Here is a 17,333-nt window from a genome sequence, read left to right on the forward strand (position 1 = left end):
AGTATTCTGACATACATTGGTTATGTCAGAACACTGACATGCAACTGAATGGCAAGAGATGGGAACGATCATGACTGTGACAGGACCGGATTTCCTCGCACTGCAGGTGCGAGACCTGGAGAAGTCGGCCGAATTCTACGAGCAGACGATCGGGCTGCCGCGGGCGCCTGCGGGGCCACCCGGAGCGGTGGTCTTCGCGACATCGCCGATACCGTTCGCCGTGCGTGAGCCATTGCCCGACGTCGATCTCGACTCCATCGATCGTCCCGGCACCGGGGTGGCGCTGTGGTTCAACTGCGATGACTCACAGGCGCTGCACGACAGCCTCGTCGAGACCGGTGTGGAGATTCTGCGGGGACCAGCGCCGAGTCCCTTCGGCCTGACGTTCACCTTCGTCGATCCCGATGGCTATGCGGTGACGATGCACGACGCGGGCTGAGTCTGCGAGGCAGGACATTTCGAGGCCGGACAGACTCGGGAGTGTCGATCGGTCAGTGGTGGATGTACACGCAGGTCGGGGTGTTCACGCGTCTCAGGGTGTTCACCCCAGAGAGTCGACGATCTTCGCGATCCGACGCTCCCGTGTGGCCTCGGCCTTGGCCGATTCGACCTGCCGCACATGCTCCTTGCGCTTCGACGGAGCCAGCCCATCGAAGACCTCACGGACACCGGCAGTGCCGAGCGCCTCGGCGAGGTCATCGGGAACCGGAGTCTCGCGGGACGAGGTGTCGTGGGTCAGCGTGACTTCATGAGTCTCGCCGCCGGAGACACCGCTCGCCTCGCGATGCTCTTTGGCCAACGGCAGCAGGAGCTTCCCACCCATCACCGCAGTGGTCGAGGGGTAGGAGTACCCGGCGATCGTGACGATGACCGGGACCCGCTTGCCGACTCCGAAGCCGAGCACGATGTCCTCGGGCACCTCGATGCCGACGTTGTTGCCCAGCTGCAGGAGAGTTGTGCTGAAGGTGACCATGGCCGAATCCTACTCCGGTCCTGGCCGAATCCTACTCCGGTCATGGCCGAATCTTACTCCGGTCCTGGCCGGGCCGGGCACGAGCTCTAGGAGTTGTCGCGCTTGGCGCGGGCTCCGTCGGCGTTGGCATCGTCGGCGCGACCCTCAGCGACCGCGGCCTCATCCTCGTTCTCGTCGCGATCCTCATCGTCATAGTCCTCGTCGGACTGTGAGAACGTCGGAATCCAGCAGGAGACTCGAGCGGCGTACTCGTCGTACTCGGCGCCGAAGCGCTGACGCAGGTCGGCCTCCTCGTGCGGACGGATCAGCCAGTTCCACAGCAGCGAACCGACGATGGCGTAGACGATGACCAACCACGAACCGATGAAGAGTCCGATCGCCACGCCCTGGACGATGCCGGCGATGGCCATCGGATTGCGCACGAAGGCGTAGGGTCCCCGCTGGACGAAATGGTGGGCCATCGCGGAAGGCAGCGGAGTACCGGAACCGAAGTTCGCGATCGCCCGTGCGGACCACACGCCGAGGACGGTGCCGAAGGCGAGAAGGGCGAAGCCGGCGACGATCACGAGGATCGGGAACTTCACGGACAGGTCCCAGCGTTCCTCGAACGCATTGATGATCGCAGGAATGACGATGAGGAAGACTCCCCAGAAGACCATGATCTGGATCGTGGTTCTGATCAGGAGCTGCGACCTCACGCGTGTGTGAGAGCTGCGGAAGGCGAACGGGCCGGTGACGAGACGCTCGGACGGGATCCTGCCGAGGATCATGAGTGTCCCGGCGATGAGGCTGCCGACCGTGGCCAACACCATGAGGACGGCGCCCAGCCCACCCTCGGTGGTGACGGTGGCGTAGATGACCATGAAGACGGCGACGAGGGTGGTCCAGGCGACGGCTCCCCACACGGCCCACCGGAAGTTGAGTGCTGCCAGGGCGGAGCCGATGACGAAGAGCGGGATGTGGATGGCGGAGACGAGCAGCGGATTGAGGCCGCCGAGCGTCGCATCGCGCAGTCCCGGAAGATTGATGATCCCGAGCCACCAGGCAGCCCCGGCGAGAGCCTGCAGGGCGAAGTAGATGCGGCCGTGGAAGATCCGCAGGGGCTTGTCCGGGGCATTGCGCTTGTTGTGCCTGATCCCGGTGACCGGCTTCTTCTCTGTTTGGCTCATGCGAATGCCGTCCCTTTGAAGCATACGGTCGTGGGTCCGCCGACCCAGACCTCATCGTCCTCGTGGGAGATCGAGATGACTCCGGCTCGTCCCAGCGCTGTGCCCTGAGTGGCGGTGTACTTTTCCGGGGCCAGGCCGGATTTGATGAGCCACTGCGCGACCGAGGCATTGAGGCTGCCCGTCACGGGATCCTCGCCGATGGCCGTGCCGGGGACGAACGCCCGGATCTCATACTCGTGGGCGCTGTCGTCGGGGTGTGGGCCGAGGACGCCGAGCTTGGTGTCGGGGATCTGCGAGAAGTCGGGCTCGAGGTCGAGGACCTGCTGCGCGCTCGCGAGTCTGACTGCGGCCCAGCCGGGGCCGTTGTCGACCCATTGGTGACCGAGGATCTCGGTGCGCTCGACGTGGAGGGCGGCGGCGATCTGCTCGACGAAGTCTTCGTCGAGGTCACCGGAGCGGATCGGTTCGGGAGCGGCGAAGGACAGGGTCTGGTCACCTCGGCGCAGGGTGACGAGTCCGAGCCCGCACTCCTGGACGATGGTCCCCTCGTTGCGAGGGACGCCTCCGGCTTCCAGCCAGGCCGCCGCCGATCCGAGGGTGGGGTGGCCGGCGAAGGGGAGTTCGCGGGCGGGGGTGAAGATCCGCAGGCGGTAGTCGGCGTCGGGATTCGTCGGAGGGAGGACGAACGTCGTCTCGGACAGGTTCGTCCAGTTCGCGATCCGGGCCATGTCGGTCTCGCTCAGTCCCTCGGCGTCGAGGATGACCGCGACGGGGTTGCCGCGGTAGGGATCCGCGGAGAAGACGTCGACTTGGGCGAATGCTCGATTATGGGGCAAGTGGGGGACTCCTTCATAGAAAGGGCGCCGCTGTTTGGGGGTGCGCACTTCCTATGATAATGGTGCGAGCTCGCAGATCAGTCACCTGGGACGCTAAGGGCGTGTGGGACGTTCCTCACTGCCGGGACAGGGCGGCGGCGATGCGTTCGGGTGACAGTGCCGCGTCGATGGCCAGATGAGCCGCTCCCAGGATGGCGGCATTGCCCGCCGCATTCGATGGCGCGATCGTGAGATGTTCGGTCGAAAGCGGGATCGACCGTGCGTAGACGACCTCTCGGACGCCGGCGACGAGGTGCTCTGCCGCCTGCGCCATGGCGCCGCCGATGAGGATGAGCGAAGGATTCATGAGACTCACGCACGTGGTCAGCACCTCACCGAGGTCTCGGCCGGCTTGGCGGACGGCCTGTATCGCCTGCAGGTCACCGGCCTTGACGAGCCGGATCACATCGCCGGGCGTTCTGGCCTCGAGCCCGGCCCGGGAGAGTTCGCGGGCGATCGATCTGCCGGAGGCCACAGCCTCCAGGCACCCGCGATTGCCGCAGGCGCAGGGAATGCCCGCGGCCCGGGGCAGGGCGACGTGGCCGATGTCGCCCGCGGCGCCATGCGAGCCGCGACGCAGCGAGCCGCCGGAGATGATGCCGGCGCCGATTCCCGTGGCAACCTTGACGAAGATGAGATCCGTGGTCTCCGGCCAGGCAGAGGTCTGCTCGCCGAGGGCCATGATGTTGACGTCGTTGTCGACGAGAACCGGGGCGGAGAAGGTCTGCTTGAGGGCACCGGGCAGATCGAAGCGATCCCAGCCGGGCATGATCGGCGGATTGATCGGGCGCCCGGTGGAGAACTCGACCGGTCCGGGCAGGCCGATGCCCACCCCGACCACGTCGTCGGCACTGCGATCGGCTTCGGTGAGCAGGGACAGGGCCGAAGATCTCAGCCACTCGATGGCACTGACTGGGCCGTCGGAGATCTCGCGTTCCTCGCCGAGCTCCGCCAGGACGGTGCCGGTCAGGTCCGTCACGGCCAGGCGGGCGTGAGAGGCGCCGAAGTCCGCGGCGACGACGACCCTGGCCTGGGGATTGAACGCGAACTGCGAGCTGGGCCGACCACCGGTCGAGGCGGCGTCACTGACGGGAGTGATGAGTCCGAGGCCCAGGAGCTGGTCGATCCTCTGCGCGATGGTGGGACGTGAGAGGCCGGTCGACTTCGCCAGATCGGCCCGAGTTCGCGGCAGTCCGTCGCGCAGCAGCTGGAACAGCCCGCCGGCATGCGACAGATCGAGGGCGTGCGAAACGGTCACCTGGCTCATTCCCTCAGTAAAGCACATTCGGTAAAGGGGATTATCAGAAGGTGACGATTGACTACAGACTTTTAAAAAGTACTTGACAAAAGTGGTGAAGCCGACATCAGAATGGGTCATGGACACCGTTGCCCAGACCTTCGCCCCTCCACCTCGAATCGGGATGGTGGGTGGTGGCTTCATGGCCCGCACGCACACTCGGGCCGCCCGCGCCGCCGGAGCTCAGCTTCGCGTGATCGCGACCTCGAGCGCAGCCGGCAGTCGAAGAGCCGCAGCTGAACTCGGTTACGAGGCGGCCGCGAACGGCGAGGATCTCTTCGACCACGATCTCGATGTCGTCCACGTCTGCACCCCGAACAGCACCCACGCCGAACACTCGCTGCGCGCCCTGGACGCGGGCTCGAACATCATCTGCGAGAAGCCCCTGGCCACCGATGCCTCCGCTGCGGCCGCGATCCGCGACCGGGCGAAATCACTCGGATTGGGCGGAACCGTTCCGTTCGTCTACCGCTATCATCCGATGGTCCGCGAGGCCCGCGCCCGAATTCGCCGAGGAGACGCCGGAACACTGCTGACCGTCGACGCCAGCTACCTCCAGGACTGGCTGCTGAGCGCCGAGGACGAGAACTGGCGCGTCGATGCCAGCTCCGGAGGACCCTCCCGAGCCTTCGCCGACATCGGCTCCCACCTCGTCGACCTCATCGAATTCATCACCGGCGAACACATCATGTCCGTGGTCGCGACGACGAGAACCGTTCACCCTCGCCGAGGCGGTGCCGAGGTGACCACCGAGGACACCGTTGCGATGACGGTCGAGCTCAGCGGCGGCGGCATCGGATCGATCCTGATCTCCCAGCTCGCACCGGGACGCAAGAATCGACTCGTCATCGAGGTCGGCGGTTCGAAGGAGAGCCTGCGGTTCGCCCAGGAGCAGCCGGAGCAGCTGTGGGTCGGTCGCCGCGTGGGCAGTCAGCTCCTCGATCGTGACCCGGACGCGCTGTCTCCCGACGCCGCTCGGCTGTGCACGGTTCCGCCCGGTCATCCGCAGGGTTATCAGGACGCGTTCAACGCGTTCATCGCCGACTCCTACGCTGTCTTCGCCGGTGAGGTGCGCGAGGGCGTGCCGACTCTCGACGACGGTGTGCGCGCGGCGCTCGTGACTGAAGCCGTACTCAAATCAGCGGCTGAACGTTCCTGGGTCGAGGTCGAAGCGCGATGACCCAGGCAGCGGTGCTCAGCGCCACAGGGATCCGCAAGCAGTTCTTCGGAGTCGAAGTCCTGCACGACATCTCGCTCGAGGTGTACGCTGGCACGGTCCACGGCCTCGTCGGAGAGAACGGGGCCGGAAAGTCCACCCTGATGAAGATCATCGCCGGCGTCCACCGCAGAGATGGCGGCGAGGTACGCATCGATGGGCAGGTCGTCGACTTCTCCCATCCGGTCGAGGCCGGGAGGGCAGGGGTGGCCACGGTCTTCCAGGAATTCAATCTGCTGCCCGACCGCACCGTGGCGCAGAACGTGTTCTTAGGCAGGGAACCCCGACGCCGTGGTCTCGTCGATGTGGCCACGATGCGAGCCAAGACGCAGACCCTGCTCGATGACCTCGACGTGGAGGGCATCACGCCCGATGCGAAGGTCGGCTGGCTGACCGTGGCCGAACAGCAGATCGTCGAGATCATCAAGGCACTCTCCGTCGATGCCCGGGTGATCTCCATGGACGAACCCACCGCGGCGCTGTCGGACAATGAGGTTGCTGTTCTCTACCGGGTCATCGCGACCCTGAAGTCCAAGGGCGTGGCGATCATCTACGTCTCACACAGGCTGCAGGAGGTCTTCGATCTCTGCGACACGATCACCGTGATGAAGGACGGCGCCCTCGTCACCAGTCAGCCGACGGCGGAGATGGATCAGGCAGGTCTCGTGCGCGCCATGGTCGGTAGGCCCATCAGCACGTTCTTCCCTGAGGCTGAGACGGGAACGCAGATCGGTGACACCGTGCTTTCGGTGAGCGAGGGAGGAAACGAGCAGCTCGATGACATCACCCTCGACCTTCGTGCCGGTGAGATCCTCGGACTCGCGGGACTGCAGGGATCCGGCCGCTCGGAGCTGCTGTCCGCGATCTTCGGCGCCGAGCCCTTCACTCGTGGCCAGGTGCGCCTCGACGGTGAGGCAGTGCGCATCGCCACCGCCAGGCAAGGTGTCCGGCGCGGTCTGGCTCTGGTCACAGAGGACCGCAAGGGCACTGGCCTCGTGCTCTCCCAATCCATTCTCGATAATGCACTGCTGGCGATCCGCGCAGTCTTCCCCTCCCGCACCTCCGGGATGCGTGCGAAGATCCCCGGGATCCTCGAATCCCTCGAGGTGATCAGCCGCGGTGCGGATCAGGAGGTCAGGGCTCTGTCGGGAGGCAACCAGCAGAAGGTCGTGCTGGCCAAGTGGCTGGCCACCTCGCCACGCGTGGTGCTGCTCGATGAGCCGACTCGAGGAATCGACGTCGGCGCCAAGGTCGCCGTCTACCGTCTGATCCGCAGTCTCGCTCGCCGAGGTGTCGCGATCCTTCTCGTCTCCAGTGAGCTTCCCGAGGTGCTGGGCATGTCTGATCGGGTTCTTGTCATGGCAGATGGTCGCATCGCCGGGGAGCTTCCCCCGAGTTCGACCGAGGAAGAGGTGCTGGCCCTGGCCACGGGAACCGAGGCCCAGGTGGTCAGTGACGATGGGCTGGTTGATGACGATGGGCGGAAGGTGGGGGAGCGATGAGGACACAGCTGCGTCGCCTCGATACGACGGCCCTTGTCTACCTCGCGCTCGTCGGCGTGCTCATCATCGGTGCCGTGCTCGTCGCCACGACCGGTCGCAACTTCTTCAGCCCCGGCAACATCCGCGACATTCTCACCGGGATGAGCGTGTTGGGATTCGTCGCCATCGGACAGACCCTGGTGATCCTCGGCGCCTCCCTGGATCTCTCGGTTCCCTATGTGATGAGCCTGGCCAGTCTGATCGCGGCGCAGACGATGAACGGCAGCGATGCGATGGTGCTGCCCGCGGTGCTGCTGACGCTCGTGGTCACGGCCTGCATCGGTCTGGCCAACGGTCTCATCGTCACCGTCCTCGGAGTTCACGGATTCGTTGCGACCCTTGGGGTCGGACTCATGCTCAAGGGATATCTGGATACGAACTACCAGGGCACCGAAGGCAGCGTTCCCTGGTCCTTCCAACTCTTCGGCGCCACCGGCGTGGGCCCCGTGCCGATCTCGACGATCGTCATGCTCGCCTTGGCCGGGCTGGTGGCATTCATCCTGGTCAGAACCAGTTTCGGGCATCATCTCTTCGCTGTGGGCGGCAACTCGGAGGTCGCTCGACTCTCCGGTGTCCGGCAGCGTCTGCCTCTCATCGGCGCCCATATCGGCAGCTCCGTATTCGCGGGACTGGCGGGTCTGCTGCTGGCCAGCCGCCTGGGTGTGGGCAGCCCGACCGTCGGCTCACAGGGCAGCTACGACCTGCTCTCGATCGCGGCAGTCGTCCTCGGCGGAACGGTTCTCATGGGCGGACGCGGCTCGATCTGGGGCACCATCGGCGGCGTCGCCATCTTCGCCGTCCTCGATAATCTCATGAGCGTCATGCAGTTCAACCCCTTCCTCAAGGACGTCATCCGCGGACTCGTCATCATCATCGCCGTGGCGCTCTATGCTCGCCGCAGAGTCATCGCCCGCAGAATCCGCTTCGCTGATGTGCCCACGGGGCCCAATATCGCGGCAGGGTCCGAACCCGCTCCGGAGTCCGCTTCGGCGGCGATCGGCGGTCCACGGGAAACCGGCGCGCGAAGCGACCAGGAAGGGAGCCTGGGATGAATTCGAGAACTCCCGAGACCCACCTCGGCGATGGGGGACTTCGTCGACTGATCGAGCGAATCGCGGATCCGCGCGGCGCCGTGGTCGTCCTCCTCATCGTGATTCTGATCGCCATCGTCGTCCTCAATCCGAGCTTCGCTGAACCAGGGGCGCTCATGCGCTTCATTCAGCGGGTCTCGCCGGTCGCGATCGTCGCCATCGGCCAGTACTTCGTCATCGTCAGCGGTGAGTTCGACCTGTCGATGGGTGCAGTGGTCACGGCGCAGGTGATGACCGCGGGCCATCTCATCGGCGAGGACGACTCGAAGACGGTGCCGGTGCTCATCATCATGCTCGTCATCGGCGTCGTGGTCGGCATCGTCAACGGGCTGGCAACGACGCTGCTCAAGGTCCCCTCATTCATCGTCACCCTCGGCACGATGCTCGTCATCCACGGGGCGGTCATGTGGTGGACGGGAGGAGCGGCGACGGGCAACCCCGCCGAATCCTTCCGACAGCTGGGCCGCGGAGGAATCGAGGGGATACCGGTCCTTGGCCTCCTGCCCTACGCCGTCCTCATACTGATCGCGGCGATCGTGTTCGCCGTCTGGATCTCACGGAGGCCATTCGGCAGGACCGTGGTCGCCATCGGCGACAACGCCCAGGCGGTGTCCTTCGCCGGCGCGAACGTGTGGAGGACGAAGACTTTGGCCTTCGTTCTGTCCTCTCTCGCCGCCACGGTGGCCGGGGTGCTCCTCGCCGGTTATGCCGGCGTCCATCCCTCGGTCGGTCAGGGCTACGAGTTCACGGCGATCACGGCAGTGGTCCTGGGCGGAGTCGTCCTCGGCGGCGGTCGGGGGACCGTCATCGGGGCACTTATCGGAGCTTTCACCCTCGAATCCCTGTTCACGCTGCTCAACTTCACCTCGGTGCCGGCGACGATGCGTGATGCGATCCAGGGAGCCATCATCATCGCGGCAGTCGCGTACTCCGGTGTCGTGTTCGCGAAGAAGCGCAAACGACCGACCACCTCGGCGATCGACCCAACCGATCCGACCGGCTCAACCGAGCCGCGGGACCCAAGCACAACCTCGGCGGAGGCATCTTCGCCGATCCAACTCACCGGCGGCGACGATGCCGCACGGAAATGACAAGGGAGATTACATCATGAAACGAGGACTGAGGAGCGCGCTCGGCATTGCCAGTGCCGCCGCTCTCATCGCATTGGCGGGGTGCACCACCGACCCGTCCGTGGAACCGGCGGACGAAGGTGACGGGGCGCAGGAGGAAGCGCCGGCCGAGGAATGGTTCGACCAGAAGGTCTATGACCAGCAGTTCAAGCAGCGTGAAGTCGTCCCGGACGGTCCGGAGGACAAGCCCTACCTGCAGATGATCAACCCGAAGATGGGGGACACCTCGGAGTTCAAATCCGATGGCGGGAACAAGATGTGCTTCGCCAACGCCTCGATCTCCAACCCCTGGCGCCAGACCGGGTGGATTTCGATGAACGAGCAGCTCAAGGAGCTGAAGAAGGACGGCGTCATCACCGAGATGGAGACCCGTGATGCCCAGGACAACGATGATACGCAGATCGCGGACATCGACTACTTCATCTCCGAGGGCGACTGCGACGGCTTCATCATCTCCCCGAACTCGACGGCCGCGATCACGCCGGCGGTCGAGCGTGCGTGCAAGACCGACAAACCCGTCATCGTCTTCGACCGCGGAGTCGAAACCGACTGCGCCGTGACGTTCATCCATCCCATCGGCGGCTTCGCCTGGGGCATCGACACCTCGCAGTTCCTCATCGACAACCTCAGCGAAGGCGACAAGGTCGTGGCCCTGCGGATTCTGCCCGGCGTCGACGTGCTCGAACAGCGTTGGGCAGCAGCGGACAAACTCTTCGGTGAGGCCGGAATCGAAGTCGTCGACTACTTCACCGAGGGCGATCCGGCAGAGATCAAGAAGGTCGTCTCCGATGAGCTCGCCAAGGGCGACGTCCAGGGCATCTGGATGGATGCGGGCGACGGTGCCGTGTCCGCCATCGAAGCGTTCGAAGACGCAGGCAAGGACTATCCGGTGATGACCGCACTGGCTCCCGTCTACTCGAACTTCCAGTGGCGGACCCCGCTGCTGGCCGCGGAGAAGATCTTCAAGGGCGAGGAAGTCCCGACCGAATGGGTGCTGCCGCAGAGTCCGATCACGGCCGAGGACCTCGATGACTACCTTGACCGCAACAAGGGCATGCCCGATGGCCACTATGCGAAGTTCGGCGGCGAGGACATGGCCGGATTCCCGCAGGTGTGGCAGGACCGAGTCATCCCCTGATCGGGGAGTGAAGTCATGACCGACGGTAGCGGAAGCACGGGCATCGTTCGCGAGATCGGGGTCAACACCTGGGTGTGGACCTCGCCGCTGACGACGCAGCACCTCGGCGATCTGGCGGACCGAGCCCGACGATTCGGGTTCGGTCTGTTGGAGCTGCCCGTGGAGAACCCGGATGACTGGGACCCGGCCACCGCCGCCGAGGTGCTGGCTGGGTATGGCATGGGTGCGCGGATCGTCGGAGCGATGGGTCCCGGTCGTGACCTCATCGACCCGCTGTATCGTGCCGATACCCAGGACTATCTCCGGCACTGCGTGGATGTGGCGCTCGCCGTGGGTTCACCCACCGTGGCCGGTCCGTTCACGGCCGCGACCGGGCGGGTGTGGCGGATGGATGCGGGCGAGCGGAGCCGGGTCGTGGAGACACTTCGGGAGGCGCTGCGCCCCGTGGCCGACTACGCCGCCGAACGCAGTGTGACACTGGCGGTGGAACCTCTCAACCGGTACGAGACCAGCATCATCAATACGGTTGACCAGGCCCTTGAGGCACTCGACCCCTTGTTGGATCGAGGCATCGGGCTGGCGCTGGACAGCTATCACCTGAACATCGAGGAGCGCTCGCCTGCGGCCGCGATCAGAGCCGCCGGAGACCACTGCAAGGTCGTCCAAGTCTGCGGCAACGATCGGGGCCCGGTAGGCGGGGACCACACAGATTGGGACGCCTTCTTCGATGCCCTAGACGACATCGCCTACGCGGGACCTCTGACAGTGGAGAGCTTCACCGCCGACAACGACACCATCGCCGTGGCCGCCTCAATCTGGCGTCCGCTGGCACCGAGCCAAGACGAGCTCGCCCGGGCCAGTGCCGAATTCCTCACCGACCACCAACGACGCCGGGCTTCAGGTGCGGACGGGGACTCCGGCAAGCGTGGGGACTCCGTTGCGGACGGGGCTTTCGGTACGGACGGGGACTCGGCGGATTGGGCGGCGAAACGAACTGCGAAGGAGCAGCAATGACAGACTCATCTCATCCGGTCACCCTGTTTACGGGTCAGTGGGCCGATCTGCCGTTCGAGGAGGTCGCTCGACTGGCGGCCTCCTGGGGCTATGACGGGCTGGAGATCGCGTGTTCCGGTGACCACCTGGACCTCGCCAGAGCGGACGAGGACCCCGCCTACCTGCAGTCACGTCTCGATGTGCTCGATCGACACGGTCTCAAGGTCTGGGCGATCTCGAACCACCTCGCGGGCCAGGCCGTGTGCGATGATCCGATCGACTTCCGCCATCAGGCGATCGTGCGCGACTATGTCTGGGGCGACGGTGAAGCCGAAGGCGTGCGGCAACGGGCCGCCGAGGACATGAAGCGGGCGGCTCGAGTGGCCCGAAAGCTCGGTGTGGATACGGTCGTCGGGTTCACCGGGTCCAAGATCTGGCCGTATGTGGCGATGTTCCCACCAGTTCCGGCCGGGGTCATCGATGCCGGCTACGAGGACTTCGCCGATCGGTGGAATCCCATCCTCGATGTCTTCGACGGTGAAGGCGTGCGCTTCGCCCACGAGGTCCATCCCTCCGAGATCGCCTACGACTACTGGACGACCGTGCGGGCCCTGGAATCCATCGACCACCGGGAAGCTTTCGGTCTCAACTGGGACCCGAGCCACCTGCTGTGGCAGGGCCTGGACACGATCGGCTTCATCACCGACTTCGCCGACCGCATCTACCACGTCGACTGCAAAGACACACGACTTCGGCCTGCAAGCGGACGAAGCGGCATCCTCGGTTCACATCTTCCCTGGGGCGAACCTCGGCGAGGGTGGGACTTCGTGTCGACAGGGCACGGGGACATGCACTGGGAGGATGCCTTCCGAGCGCTGAGCTCGATCGGCTACACCGGGCCGATCTCCATCGAATGGGAGGATGCCGGGATGGATCGTCTCCATGGAGCCGCCGAGGCGGTCGTGCGGATCCGTGAACTGCTGTGGAAGCGGCCCGAGACGTCCTTTGACGCCGCGTTCTCCAACCAGTGAGCGCGGATTCTCGAGCTAGTAGGCTCGATTTCTCGGGCCGGAGCGTCGAGCGATCTCGGATTGTTGGCTGGCGGACTACTGGCTGGCGAAGGCCAGCGTTCCGCCCAGGCCGATGAGCATGCCGCCGCCGATTCCACGGATGCGTGACATCCGCCTCGGCGAGCGAGCGAACCAGCTGCGCGCTGTCCCGGCGATGAAGGCCCAGGATCCGTCCGAGAACAGGGCGAGGCCTTGGAAGAGGAGGCCGAGGATGATCATCTGCAGCGGCACATGCCCGGCCTCGATCGAGACGAACTGGGGGAGGGCGGCGACGAAGAAGATGATCGTCTTCGGGTTCGAGATGCCGACGATGAAGCCCTGCATGAACATCGACCGGTAGCTGAGTTCGCGTCCGGCAGGAACGAACGATTCCACCTCGGCGTCGGCTTCTCGTGCCAGGGCTGGGTCTTCGGGCACCTCATTGCCGATCTTGCGATGCCGGATGCCCTGGACGCCTAAGTAGACGAGGTAGCCTGCGCCGAGGATCTTGACGATCGTGAAGATGACGACCGATTGGGCGACGATGGTGCCCACACCGAAGGCCACGGCCACGATGATCGGGATGATGCCGACGCTGCCGCCGAGCACGCTCGTCAGACCCGAACGTCGACCGTGTGAGAGTGACTGGCCGACGACGAAGAGCACAGTCGGCCCGGGAATCACGATGATGACGAGGGCTGCGGCGAGAAAGGCGAGAAGAGCGTCGGTGGTCGGCACAGAAGAATTCTATGAGCGCGGATGAAGCGCGGGTAAGAGACTGGCGCGGAGACTTCGATCACATGCCCTGATCTGGGTGGCTTGGCAGAGGGGATGACTCCTTTTAGGGGTGGCTCCGCGGACCCTGAAGATGCCACTCAGGGTCGGTTCATAGACTGGGCCGCTATGAACGAGCAATTGTCGGCTGCGGGTGATCAGGTGTCGGCAGCGGGAGAGGAATCGGCGGAGGTGCGTGCATGGATCTGAAGCAGGGTGTATCAACCTGGTGGGAAGCCATCACGGCCGGATTCGGACGTCAGGACGGCCTTGAACCCGACGCCGTTCAGCTGCTCCTCGTCATCGGAATCCCGCTGGTCGTCACGCTGACGCCCGGAATCTGGCGATTCTTCGGCATGTTCGTCACCTTTGTCCACGAGCTCGGCCACGCGTTCGCAGCCTTGATGACCGGTCGGGTCGTCAAGGGAATTTCGCTGAACTTCGACCACTCGGGGCAGATGAATTCCTTCGGCAAGGTCGGATTCTCTGCGACGTGGTCGGGTTTCTGGGGATATCCGGCACCCGGCGTCCTCGGATTGGTTCTCATCACCTCGGCGACTCAGGGGTGGGCTGCGTTGGCACTCTCGGTCGGTGCGCTCATTCTGCTGGTCGCGCTCATCTTCATCCGGAACCTCGCTGGTGCCATGATTGCGGTGGTCACAGCCGTGGCCGCGCAGCTCGTCGTCGTGTTCCTGCCGATCGAATCGATCTCCATCTTCGTCGCCGGCCTGGGAACTGCTCTGGCCATCGGTTCGCTCAAGGACCTCGTCAAGGTCATCCGCGTGCACACCCGCAGGCGCCACATCCAGCAGTCTGATGCCTACATCCTCGCCCAGGGCTCCAGCCTGCCCGCGGGCGCCTGGTTGAGCCTGTTCGCGCTGGTCATCATCGGCTGCGCGCTCTTCTCCGCCTACATCCTGTACTCGGCATCCACGATGTCGGTCGGCTGACTTCGGGCGGCGTGCGACCTAGGGCGAACGCTGTTGAGTCAGTACCGGGTGGCAGAATCAGAGTATGGATTCGAGCCCGAAATATGCTGCTGTGCTGTTCGACTGCGACGGAGTGCTCGTCGACTCCGAGCGTCTCACGAATACGGTTCTGGGGGAGATGCTCAACGAGCTGGGGTGGCAGATCTCGCGGAAGGAATGCATTTCCCGGTTCGTGGGGAAGATGCTCCGCGACGAGGCAGACGTCATCGAAAAGCACACTGGTGTGCGCATCGACGCTGAATGGCTGAGTCATTTTCGTGAGCGTCGAAATGTAGCGCTCGAGGCTTCACTGGAAGCAATCCCTGGAATCGCCGAGGCGGTCCGTGACCTGGACGCTGCCTACCCTGGCCTGCTTGCATGCGCATCGAGCGCTGATCGTCCCAAGATCAACCTGCAGCTGCAGAAGATCGGCCTGTTCGACGTCTTCGATGGTCGGATCTTCTCCGGAATGGAGCTGCCGCATTCGAAGCCGGCTCCGGACGTGTACTTGGCAGCGGCTGCCGCCCTGGGGGTTGATCCGACCGAGACCGCAGTGATCGAGGATTCGCCGACCGGTGTGACAGCGGGCGTTGCCGCGGGTGCACATGTGCTGGGGTTCTGTCCCGACTCGCCAGTGCACCAGCGGCCTGAGGCGTTGGAAGTCGTGGGTGCCCATGAGATCTTCACCGCGATGGACCAATTGCCGGGACTGTTGATTCGGTGAACTGTGACGGATCAACGGGCGGGCATTGGTGAGCGGTCGCGCATTGGTGAGCAGTCGGGTGTGGGGCGGATTGTCGCTATCTCTCTTTCTTCTCCTGTTTCCACCTTCCGTAGTGATGTCCCTAGGCCTTTCATATTAAATGTTTGATCGATTGAAGATCGAACAAGAGTGATGTTTGTTATCTAATCGTAATGTTAAAATATACGGTTTGCGACTAGAATTGAGGTAGGCACTCACAGCGACGTGAAGATCAGGTGACCACCAGTGAAGATTCCCTCCGATTCCGACAACACCGGATCCGAGCCTGGTCGCAATTCCGCTGGCCAGACTGAATCCGACAAGACAGTGCAGGACGCCGCGGCCGAGCAAGCAACCGATGCAGACACCGGCGGACCCGAACCTGAACCCGAGCCTGATGCTGACGGAACGGATACGGGGACTGGCGGGGCGGGTACTGGGCCGACACATTCCGCTCGTCGCCTTCGTATCGATGCTGATTCTCCTTTCGCCGAGGCGGCACAGGTGTTTGCCGCCAGCGATCAGGCTCAGCTGTCGGCTCTAGACGTCTCGGCAGAGCTGTTCTTCAATGAGACCGTCGAGAATCTGCGGCTCTACAATCCCCACCCCGGGCAGCCTTATGCTCATGCGACGATCGCCGAAACCGTCCGCAGATACCACCGTGAGCGCCGTTCTTCCGCGGCCGCGAAGCGCAAGAAACGTAAGAGCAAGCTTCCGCCCTTTCCCCGTTTCCGGTTGGATCAGACCTTCTACGGTTGGGTGCATGAACTTTCGCAGGCCGAAGACATCGCGGAATTCACCACAGTTCTAGGGGCGACAACTGCACGAGCATATGTGCAGATAACTTCGGCGATGACCCTCGTACATGGGTTGCCCAAATTCTTTGCCCGCTGCATTGCCGGCGAGTTCACCATCGAGCACGTCCACGCCACTGCTCATGCTTGCCGCGACGTGAAGTTCGAAAACCTTCCTCTCATCGATGAATACCTTGCGCAACGTCGCGCAGACATCACGATTGAAACCTTCAGGAAGTCTTTGGGCATGAAGATCGCAGTCCTCGAACCCCTCGAAGAACGTGTGGAAGAGGCCAGCAAACGTCGACGCGTCGACATCACGACCACCCCCGATGGGACCGCATACCTCACTCTGGCCGGACCCGCTCCCGAACTGCAGGCCTGCTACCTGCGGATCGCGGCGTTTGCGCGGGCGATCCGATCGGGGAACATCGCAGCATTCAGCGACCAGTTGGAGCCAGGCGCCGCGATCGACGACGACCGTGGAATCGATGCCCTCATGTTCGACATCCTCACGCGGACCATCCCGCAGCTGAGCATCCAGGTCACTTCGACCGATACGACGACAGGGGAGACTTCGACGCGCGACATTCCGCTCGATGTGCCCGCTGAACAGACTATGACCCCGGCTGCTGTCGTCAATGCCGTGCAAGAGGGCGTTAACGGGGCCCGTGCTGGCAGCAATGGCAGTGTCGGCAAACTTGGCTCGGATACTGATGAGGACACAAGCGGGCCGGAAGTCGTTCTCACGATGCCCACTCACGAGCAGTGGTTGGACTCGCAGGCGAAGATGATCACCACGGTTCCTTTCCTTACGCTGGCGGGATCCGCAGAACTGCCCGGAACATTCTCCGACGGTTCTCCGATCCCAGCAGAGACCGCGAGGCGCGTTGCCAAGCACGCAAAGTCCTGGACGCGGATTCTCACAGATCCGGCAACCGGCACACCGGTGGATGCCAAGGCGGCGACCTACCAGATACCCGAAAATGTCCGGCAGACTTTGATTGCGAAATGGCAGGCCTGCACGATTCCCGGATGCACACGCAGAGCGGAGACCACGGAGATCGACCATGTCGTGCCGTTCGACCATGAGCATCCGGCGGATGGTGGGCTGACGCGATTCGGCAATCTCCACCCGCTGTGCAAAATGCACCATCAAGCAAAGACAGATCGCAAATACTCGGTGCGAATGAACCGGGCAGGATTCGTTCAATACGTCTTCCGACACGGACTGAGCACCGAGGTGGCGGCAGGTGACCATCCGATCAACGCCGCCCACGCGAAGGTGTTCGAGGAACTGCAACGGCAGGCGGCCCCAACATCTGACCCGCCGAAGTCGACAACCCGGCCAGCAGGCGAGAGATGGCACGGAGACACACAGATCTCTGAGGGGTGCCCCGGACCAGCCGCTGCCGATGGACAGGCAGGGTGGGTGAAGAACACCCCCTTGCTTAGCGGTCGCTCAACCGTGAATGAGAACGAGTGGATCTGGGACTCCGGCGGCCCACCGCCGTTCTGAGCCTCCGGCCCCAGCGGTCAGTTTCGGACCACGGTAGCCAATTTACCGACCCAAACAGCCAGCC

The 17,333-nt window shown here is 64.0% G+C and carries 16 protein-coding genes; 11 read left to right on the plus strand and 5 right to left on the minus strand.

From position 1 onward, the window contains the following. Positions 1–70 precede the first annotated feature (70 nt). On the plus strand, positions 71–439 hold the full coding sequence (locus CXR25_RS00295; protein ID WP_125240264.1) for a VOC family protein: 369 nt from the start codon (positions 71–73) through the stop codon (positions 437–439). Positions 440–541: 102 nt separating this feature from the next. Here CXR25_RS00295 and CXR25_RS00300 read toward each other — a convergent pair whose 3' ends face one another. From CXR25_RS00300 to CXR25_RS00315, 4 genes are all read right to left on the minus strand, one after another. After that, on the minus strand, positions 542–973 hold the full coding sequence (locus CXR25_RS00300; protein WP_101582841.1) for a YdeI/OmpD-associated family protein: 432 nt from the start codon (positions 971–973) through the stop codon (positions 542–544). 86 nt (positions 974–1,059) lie between these two features. Beyond that, the gene (locus tag CXR25_RS00305; protein ID WP_096146201.1) at positions 1,060–2,142 is read right to left on the minus strand and encodes a methyltransferase family protein; all 1,083 of its coding nucleotides are present in this window, start codon (positions 2,140–2,142) and stop codon (positions 1,060–1,062) included. Next, positions 2,139–2,978: a PhzF family phenazine biosynthesis protein gene (locus CXR25_RS00310; RefSeq protein ID WP_009884721.1), complete on the minus strand. Its 840-nt coding sequence runs from the start codon at positions 2,976–2,978 to the stop codon at positions 2,139–2,141. Before CXR25_RS00310 ends, CXR25_RS00305 begins: the two co-directional genes overlap by 4 nt. Before the next feature lie 115 nt (positions 2,979–3,093). Beyond that, on the minus strand, positions 3,094–4,284 hold the full coding sequence (locus tag CXR25_RS00315) for an ROK family transcriptional regulator (RefSeq protein ID WP_009884722.1): 1,191 nt from the start codon (positions 4,282–4,284) through the stop codon (positions 3,094–3,096). 109 nt (positions 4,285–4,393) lie between these two features. On the opposite strand from CXR25_RS00315, the gene CXR25_RS00320 reads away from it, so the two are divergent. Genes CXR25_RS00320 through CXR25_RS00350 form a run of 7 tightly spaced genes read left to right on the plus strand, consistent with a single transcriptional unit; the run spans position 4,394 to position 12,454 of the window. Next, positions 4,394–5,494 carry a Gfo/Idh/MocA family protein gene (locus tag CXR25_RS00320; RefSeq protein WP_096160189.1) on the plus strand — a complete coding sequence of 367 codons (1,101 nt, stop codon included), beginning with the start codon at positions 4,394–4,396 and terminating at the stop codon, positions 5,492–5,494. Then, on the plus strand, positions 5,491–7,032 hold the full coding sequence (locus CXR25_RS00325; protein WP_009884724.1) for a sugar ABC transporter ATP-binding protein: 1,542 nt from the start codon (positions 5,491–5,493) through the stop codon (positions 7,030–7,032). Before CXR25_RS00320 ends, CXR25_RS00325 begins: the two co-directional genes overlap by 4 nt. Continuing rightward, positions 7,029–8,123 (plus strand): ABC transporter permease, encoded by a 1,095-nt coding sequence (locus tag CXR25_RS00330; RefSeq protein ID WP_069599143.1) that lies wholly within the window; start codon positions 7,029–7,031, stop codon positions 8,121–8,123. The genes CXR25_RS00325 and CXR25_RS00330 overlap by 4 nt, the downstream gene beginning before the upstream one ends. Next, positions 8,120–9,253, plus strand: a complete 1,134-nt coding sequence (locus tag CXR25_RS00335) for an ABC transporter permease (protein WP_125240265.1) — start codon at positions 8,120–8,122, stop codon at positions 9,251–9,253. The genes CXR25_RS00330 and CXR25_RS00335 overlap by 4 nt, the downstream gene beginning before the upstream one ends. A gap of 16 nt (positions 9,254–9,269) precedes the next feature. Continuing rightward, positions 9,270–10,430: a substrate-binding domain-containing protein gene (locus CXR25_RS00340; RefSeq protein WP_125240266.1), complete on the plus strand. Its 1,161-nt coding sequence runs from the start codon at positions 9,270–9,272 to the stop codon at positions 10,428–10,430. A gap of 15 nt (positions 10,431–10,445) precedes the next feature. Further along, a complete protein-coding gene (locus tag CXR25_RS00345; protein WP_125240267.1) occupies positions 10,446–11,444 on the plus strand; it encodes a sugar phosphate isomerase/epimerase family protein in 999 nt (332 codons plus the stop codon). Continuing rightward, positions 11,441–12,454, plus strand: a complete 1,014-nt coding sequence (locus tag CXR25_RS00350; RefSeq protein WP_009884729.1) for a sugar phosphate isomerase/epimerase family protein — start codon at positions 11,441–11,443, stop codon at positions 12,452–12,454. The genes CXR25_RS00345 and CXR25_RS00350 overlap by 4 nt, the downstream gene beginning before the upstream one ends. A 75-nt stretch (positions 12,455–12,529) precedes the next feature. On the opposite strand, the gene CXR25_RS00355 is transcribed toward CXR25_RS00350, so the two are convergent. Next, positions 12,530–13,210: a LysE family translocator gene (locus tag CXR25_RS00355; RefSeq protein ID WP_009884730.1), complete on the minus strand. Its 681-nt coding sequence runs from the start codon at positions 13,208–13,210 to the stop codon at positions 12,530–12,532. Between the two features lie 236 nt (positions 13,211–13,446). Here CXR25_RS00355 and CXR25_RS00360 point away from each other — a divergent pair, with 236 nt between their 5' ends. The 3 genes from CXR25_RS00360 (at position 13,447) to CXR25_RS00370 (ending at position 17,269) form a co-directional block, all read left to right on the plus strand. After that, on the plus strand, positions 13,447–14,196 hold the full coding sequence (locus CXR25_RS00360; protein WP_069599147.1) for a M50 family metallopeptidase: 750 nt from the start codon (positions 13,447–13,449) through the stop codon (positions 14,194–14,196). Between the two features lie 64 nt (positions 14,197–14,260). Further along, positions 14,261–14,938 carry an HAD family hydrolase gene (locus tag CXR25_RS00365; RefSeq protein WP_125187574.1) on the plus strand — a complete coding sequence of 226 codons (678 nt, stop codon included), beginning with the start codon at positions 14,261–14,263 and terminating at the stop codon, positions 14,936–14,938. Between the two features lie 264 nt (positions 14,939–15,202). After that, complete coding sequence (locus tag CXR25_RS00370) at positions 15,203–17,269, plus strand: HNH endonuclease signature motif containing protein (RefSeq protein WP_125240268.1); 2,067 nt, start codon at positions 15,203–15,205, stop codon at positions 17,267–17,269. Positions 17,270–17,333 lie beyond the last annotated feature (64 nt).

Source organism: Brevibacterium aurantiacum (genome assembly GCF_003932995.1).
GTDB classification, from domain to species: domain Bacteria; phylum Actinomycetota; class Actinomycetes; order Actinomycetales; family Brevibacteriaceae; genus Brevibacterium; species Brevibacterium aurantiacum.

Bases quoted from the DNA above. Each gene is read 5' to 3' on its own strand.
- CXR25_RS00295 (WP_125240264.1), top strand. From the start codon at position 71: ATGACTGTGACAGGACCGGATTTCCTCGCACTGCAGGTGCGAGACCTG.
- CXR25_RS00300 (WP_101582841.1), bottom strand. From the start codon at position 973: ATGGTCACCTTCAGCACAACTCTCCTGCAGCTGGGCAACAACGTCGGC.
- CXR25_RS00305 (WP_096146201.1), bottom strand. From the start codon at position 2,142: ATGAGCCAAACAGAGAAGAAGCCGGTCACCGGGATCAGGCACAACAAG.
- CXR25_RS00315 (WP_009884722.1), bottom strand. From the start codon at position 4,284: ATGAGCCAGGTGACCGTTTCGCACGCCCTCGATCTGTCGCATGCCGGC.
- CXR25_RS00320 (WP_096160189.1), top strand. From the start codon at position 4,394: ATGGACACCGTTGCCCAGACCTTCGCCCCTCCACCTCGAATCGGGATG.
- CXR25_RS00325 (WP_009884724.1), top strand. From the start codon at position 5,491: ATGACCCAGGCAGCGGTGCTCAGCGCCACAGGGATCCGCAAGCAGTTC.
- CXR25_RS00330 (WP_069599143.1), top strand. From the start codon at position 7,029: ATGAGGACACAGCTGCGTCGCCTCGATACGACGGCCCTTGTCTACCTC.
- CXR25_RS00335 (WP_125240265.1), top strand. From the start codon at position 8,120: ATGAATTCGAGAACTCCCGAGACCCACCTCGGCGATGGGGGACTTCGT.
- CXR25_RS00340 (WP_125240266.1), top strand. From the start codon at position 9,270: ATGAAACGAGGACTGAGGAGCGCGCTCGGCATTGCCAGTGCCGCCGCT.
- CXR25_RS00345 (WP_125240267.1), top strand. From the start codon at position 10,446: ATGACCGACGGTAGCGGAAGCACGGGCATCGTTCGCGAGATCGGGGTC.
- CXR25_RS00350 (WP_009884729.1), top strand. From the start codon at position 11,441: ATGACAGACTCATCTCATCCGGTCACCCTGTTTACGGGTCAGTGGGCC.
- CXR25_RS00360 (WP_069599147.1), top strand. From the start codon at position 13,447: ATGGATCTGAAGCAGGGTGTATCAACCTGGTGGGAAGCCATCACGGCC.
- CXR25_RS00365 (WP_125187574.1), top strand. From the start codon at position 14,261: ATGGATTCGAGCCCGAAATATGCTGCTGTGCTGTTCGACTGCGACGGA.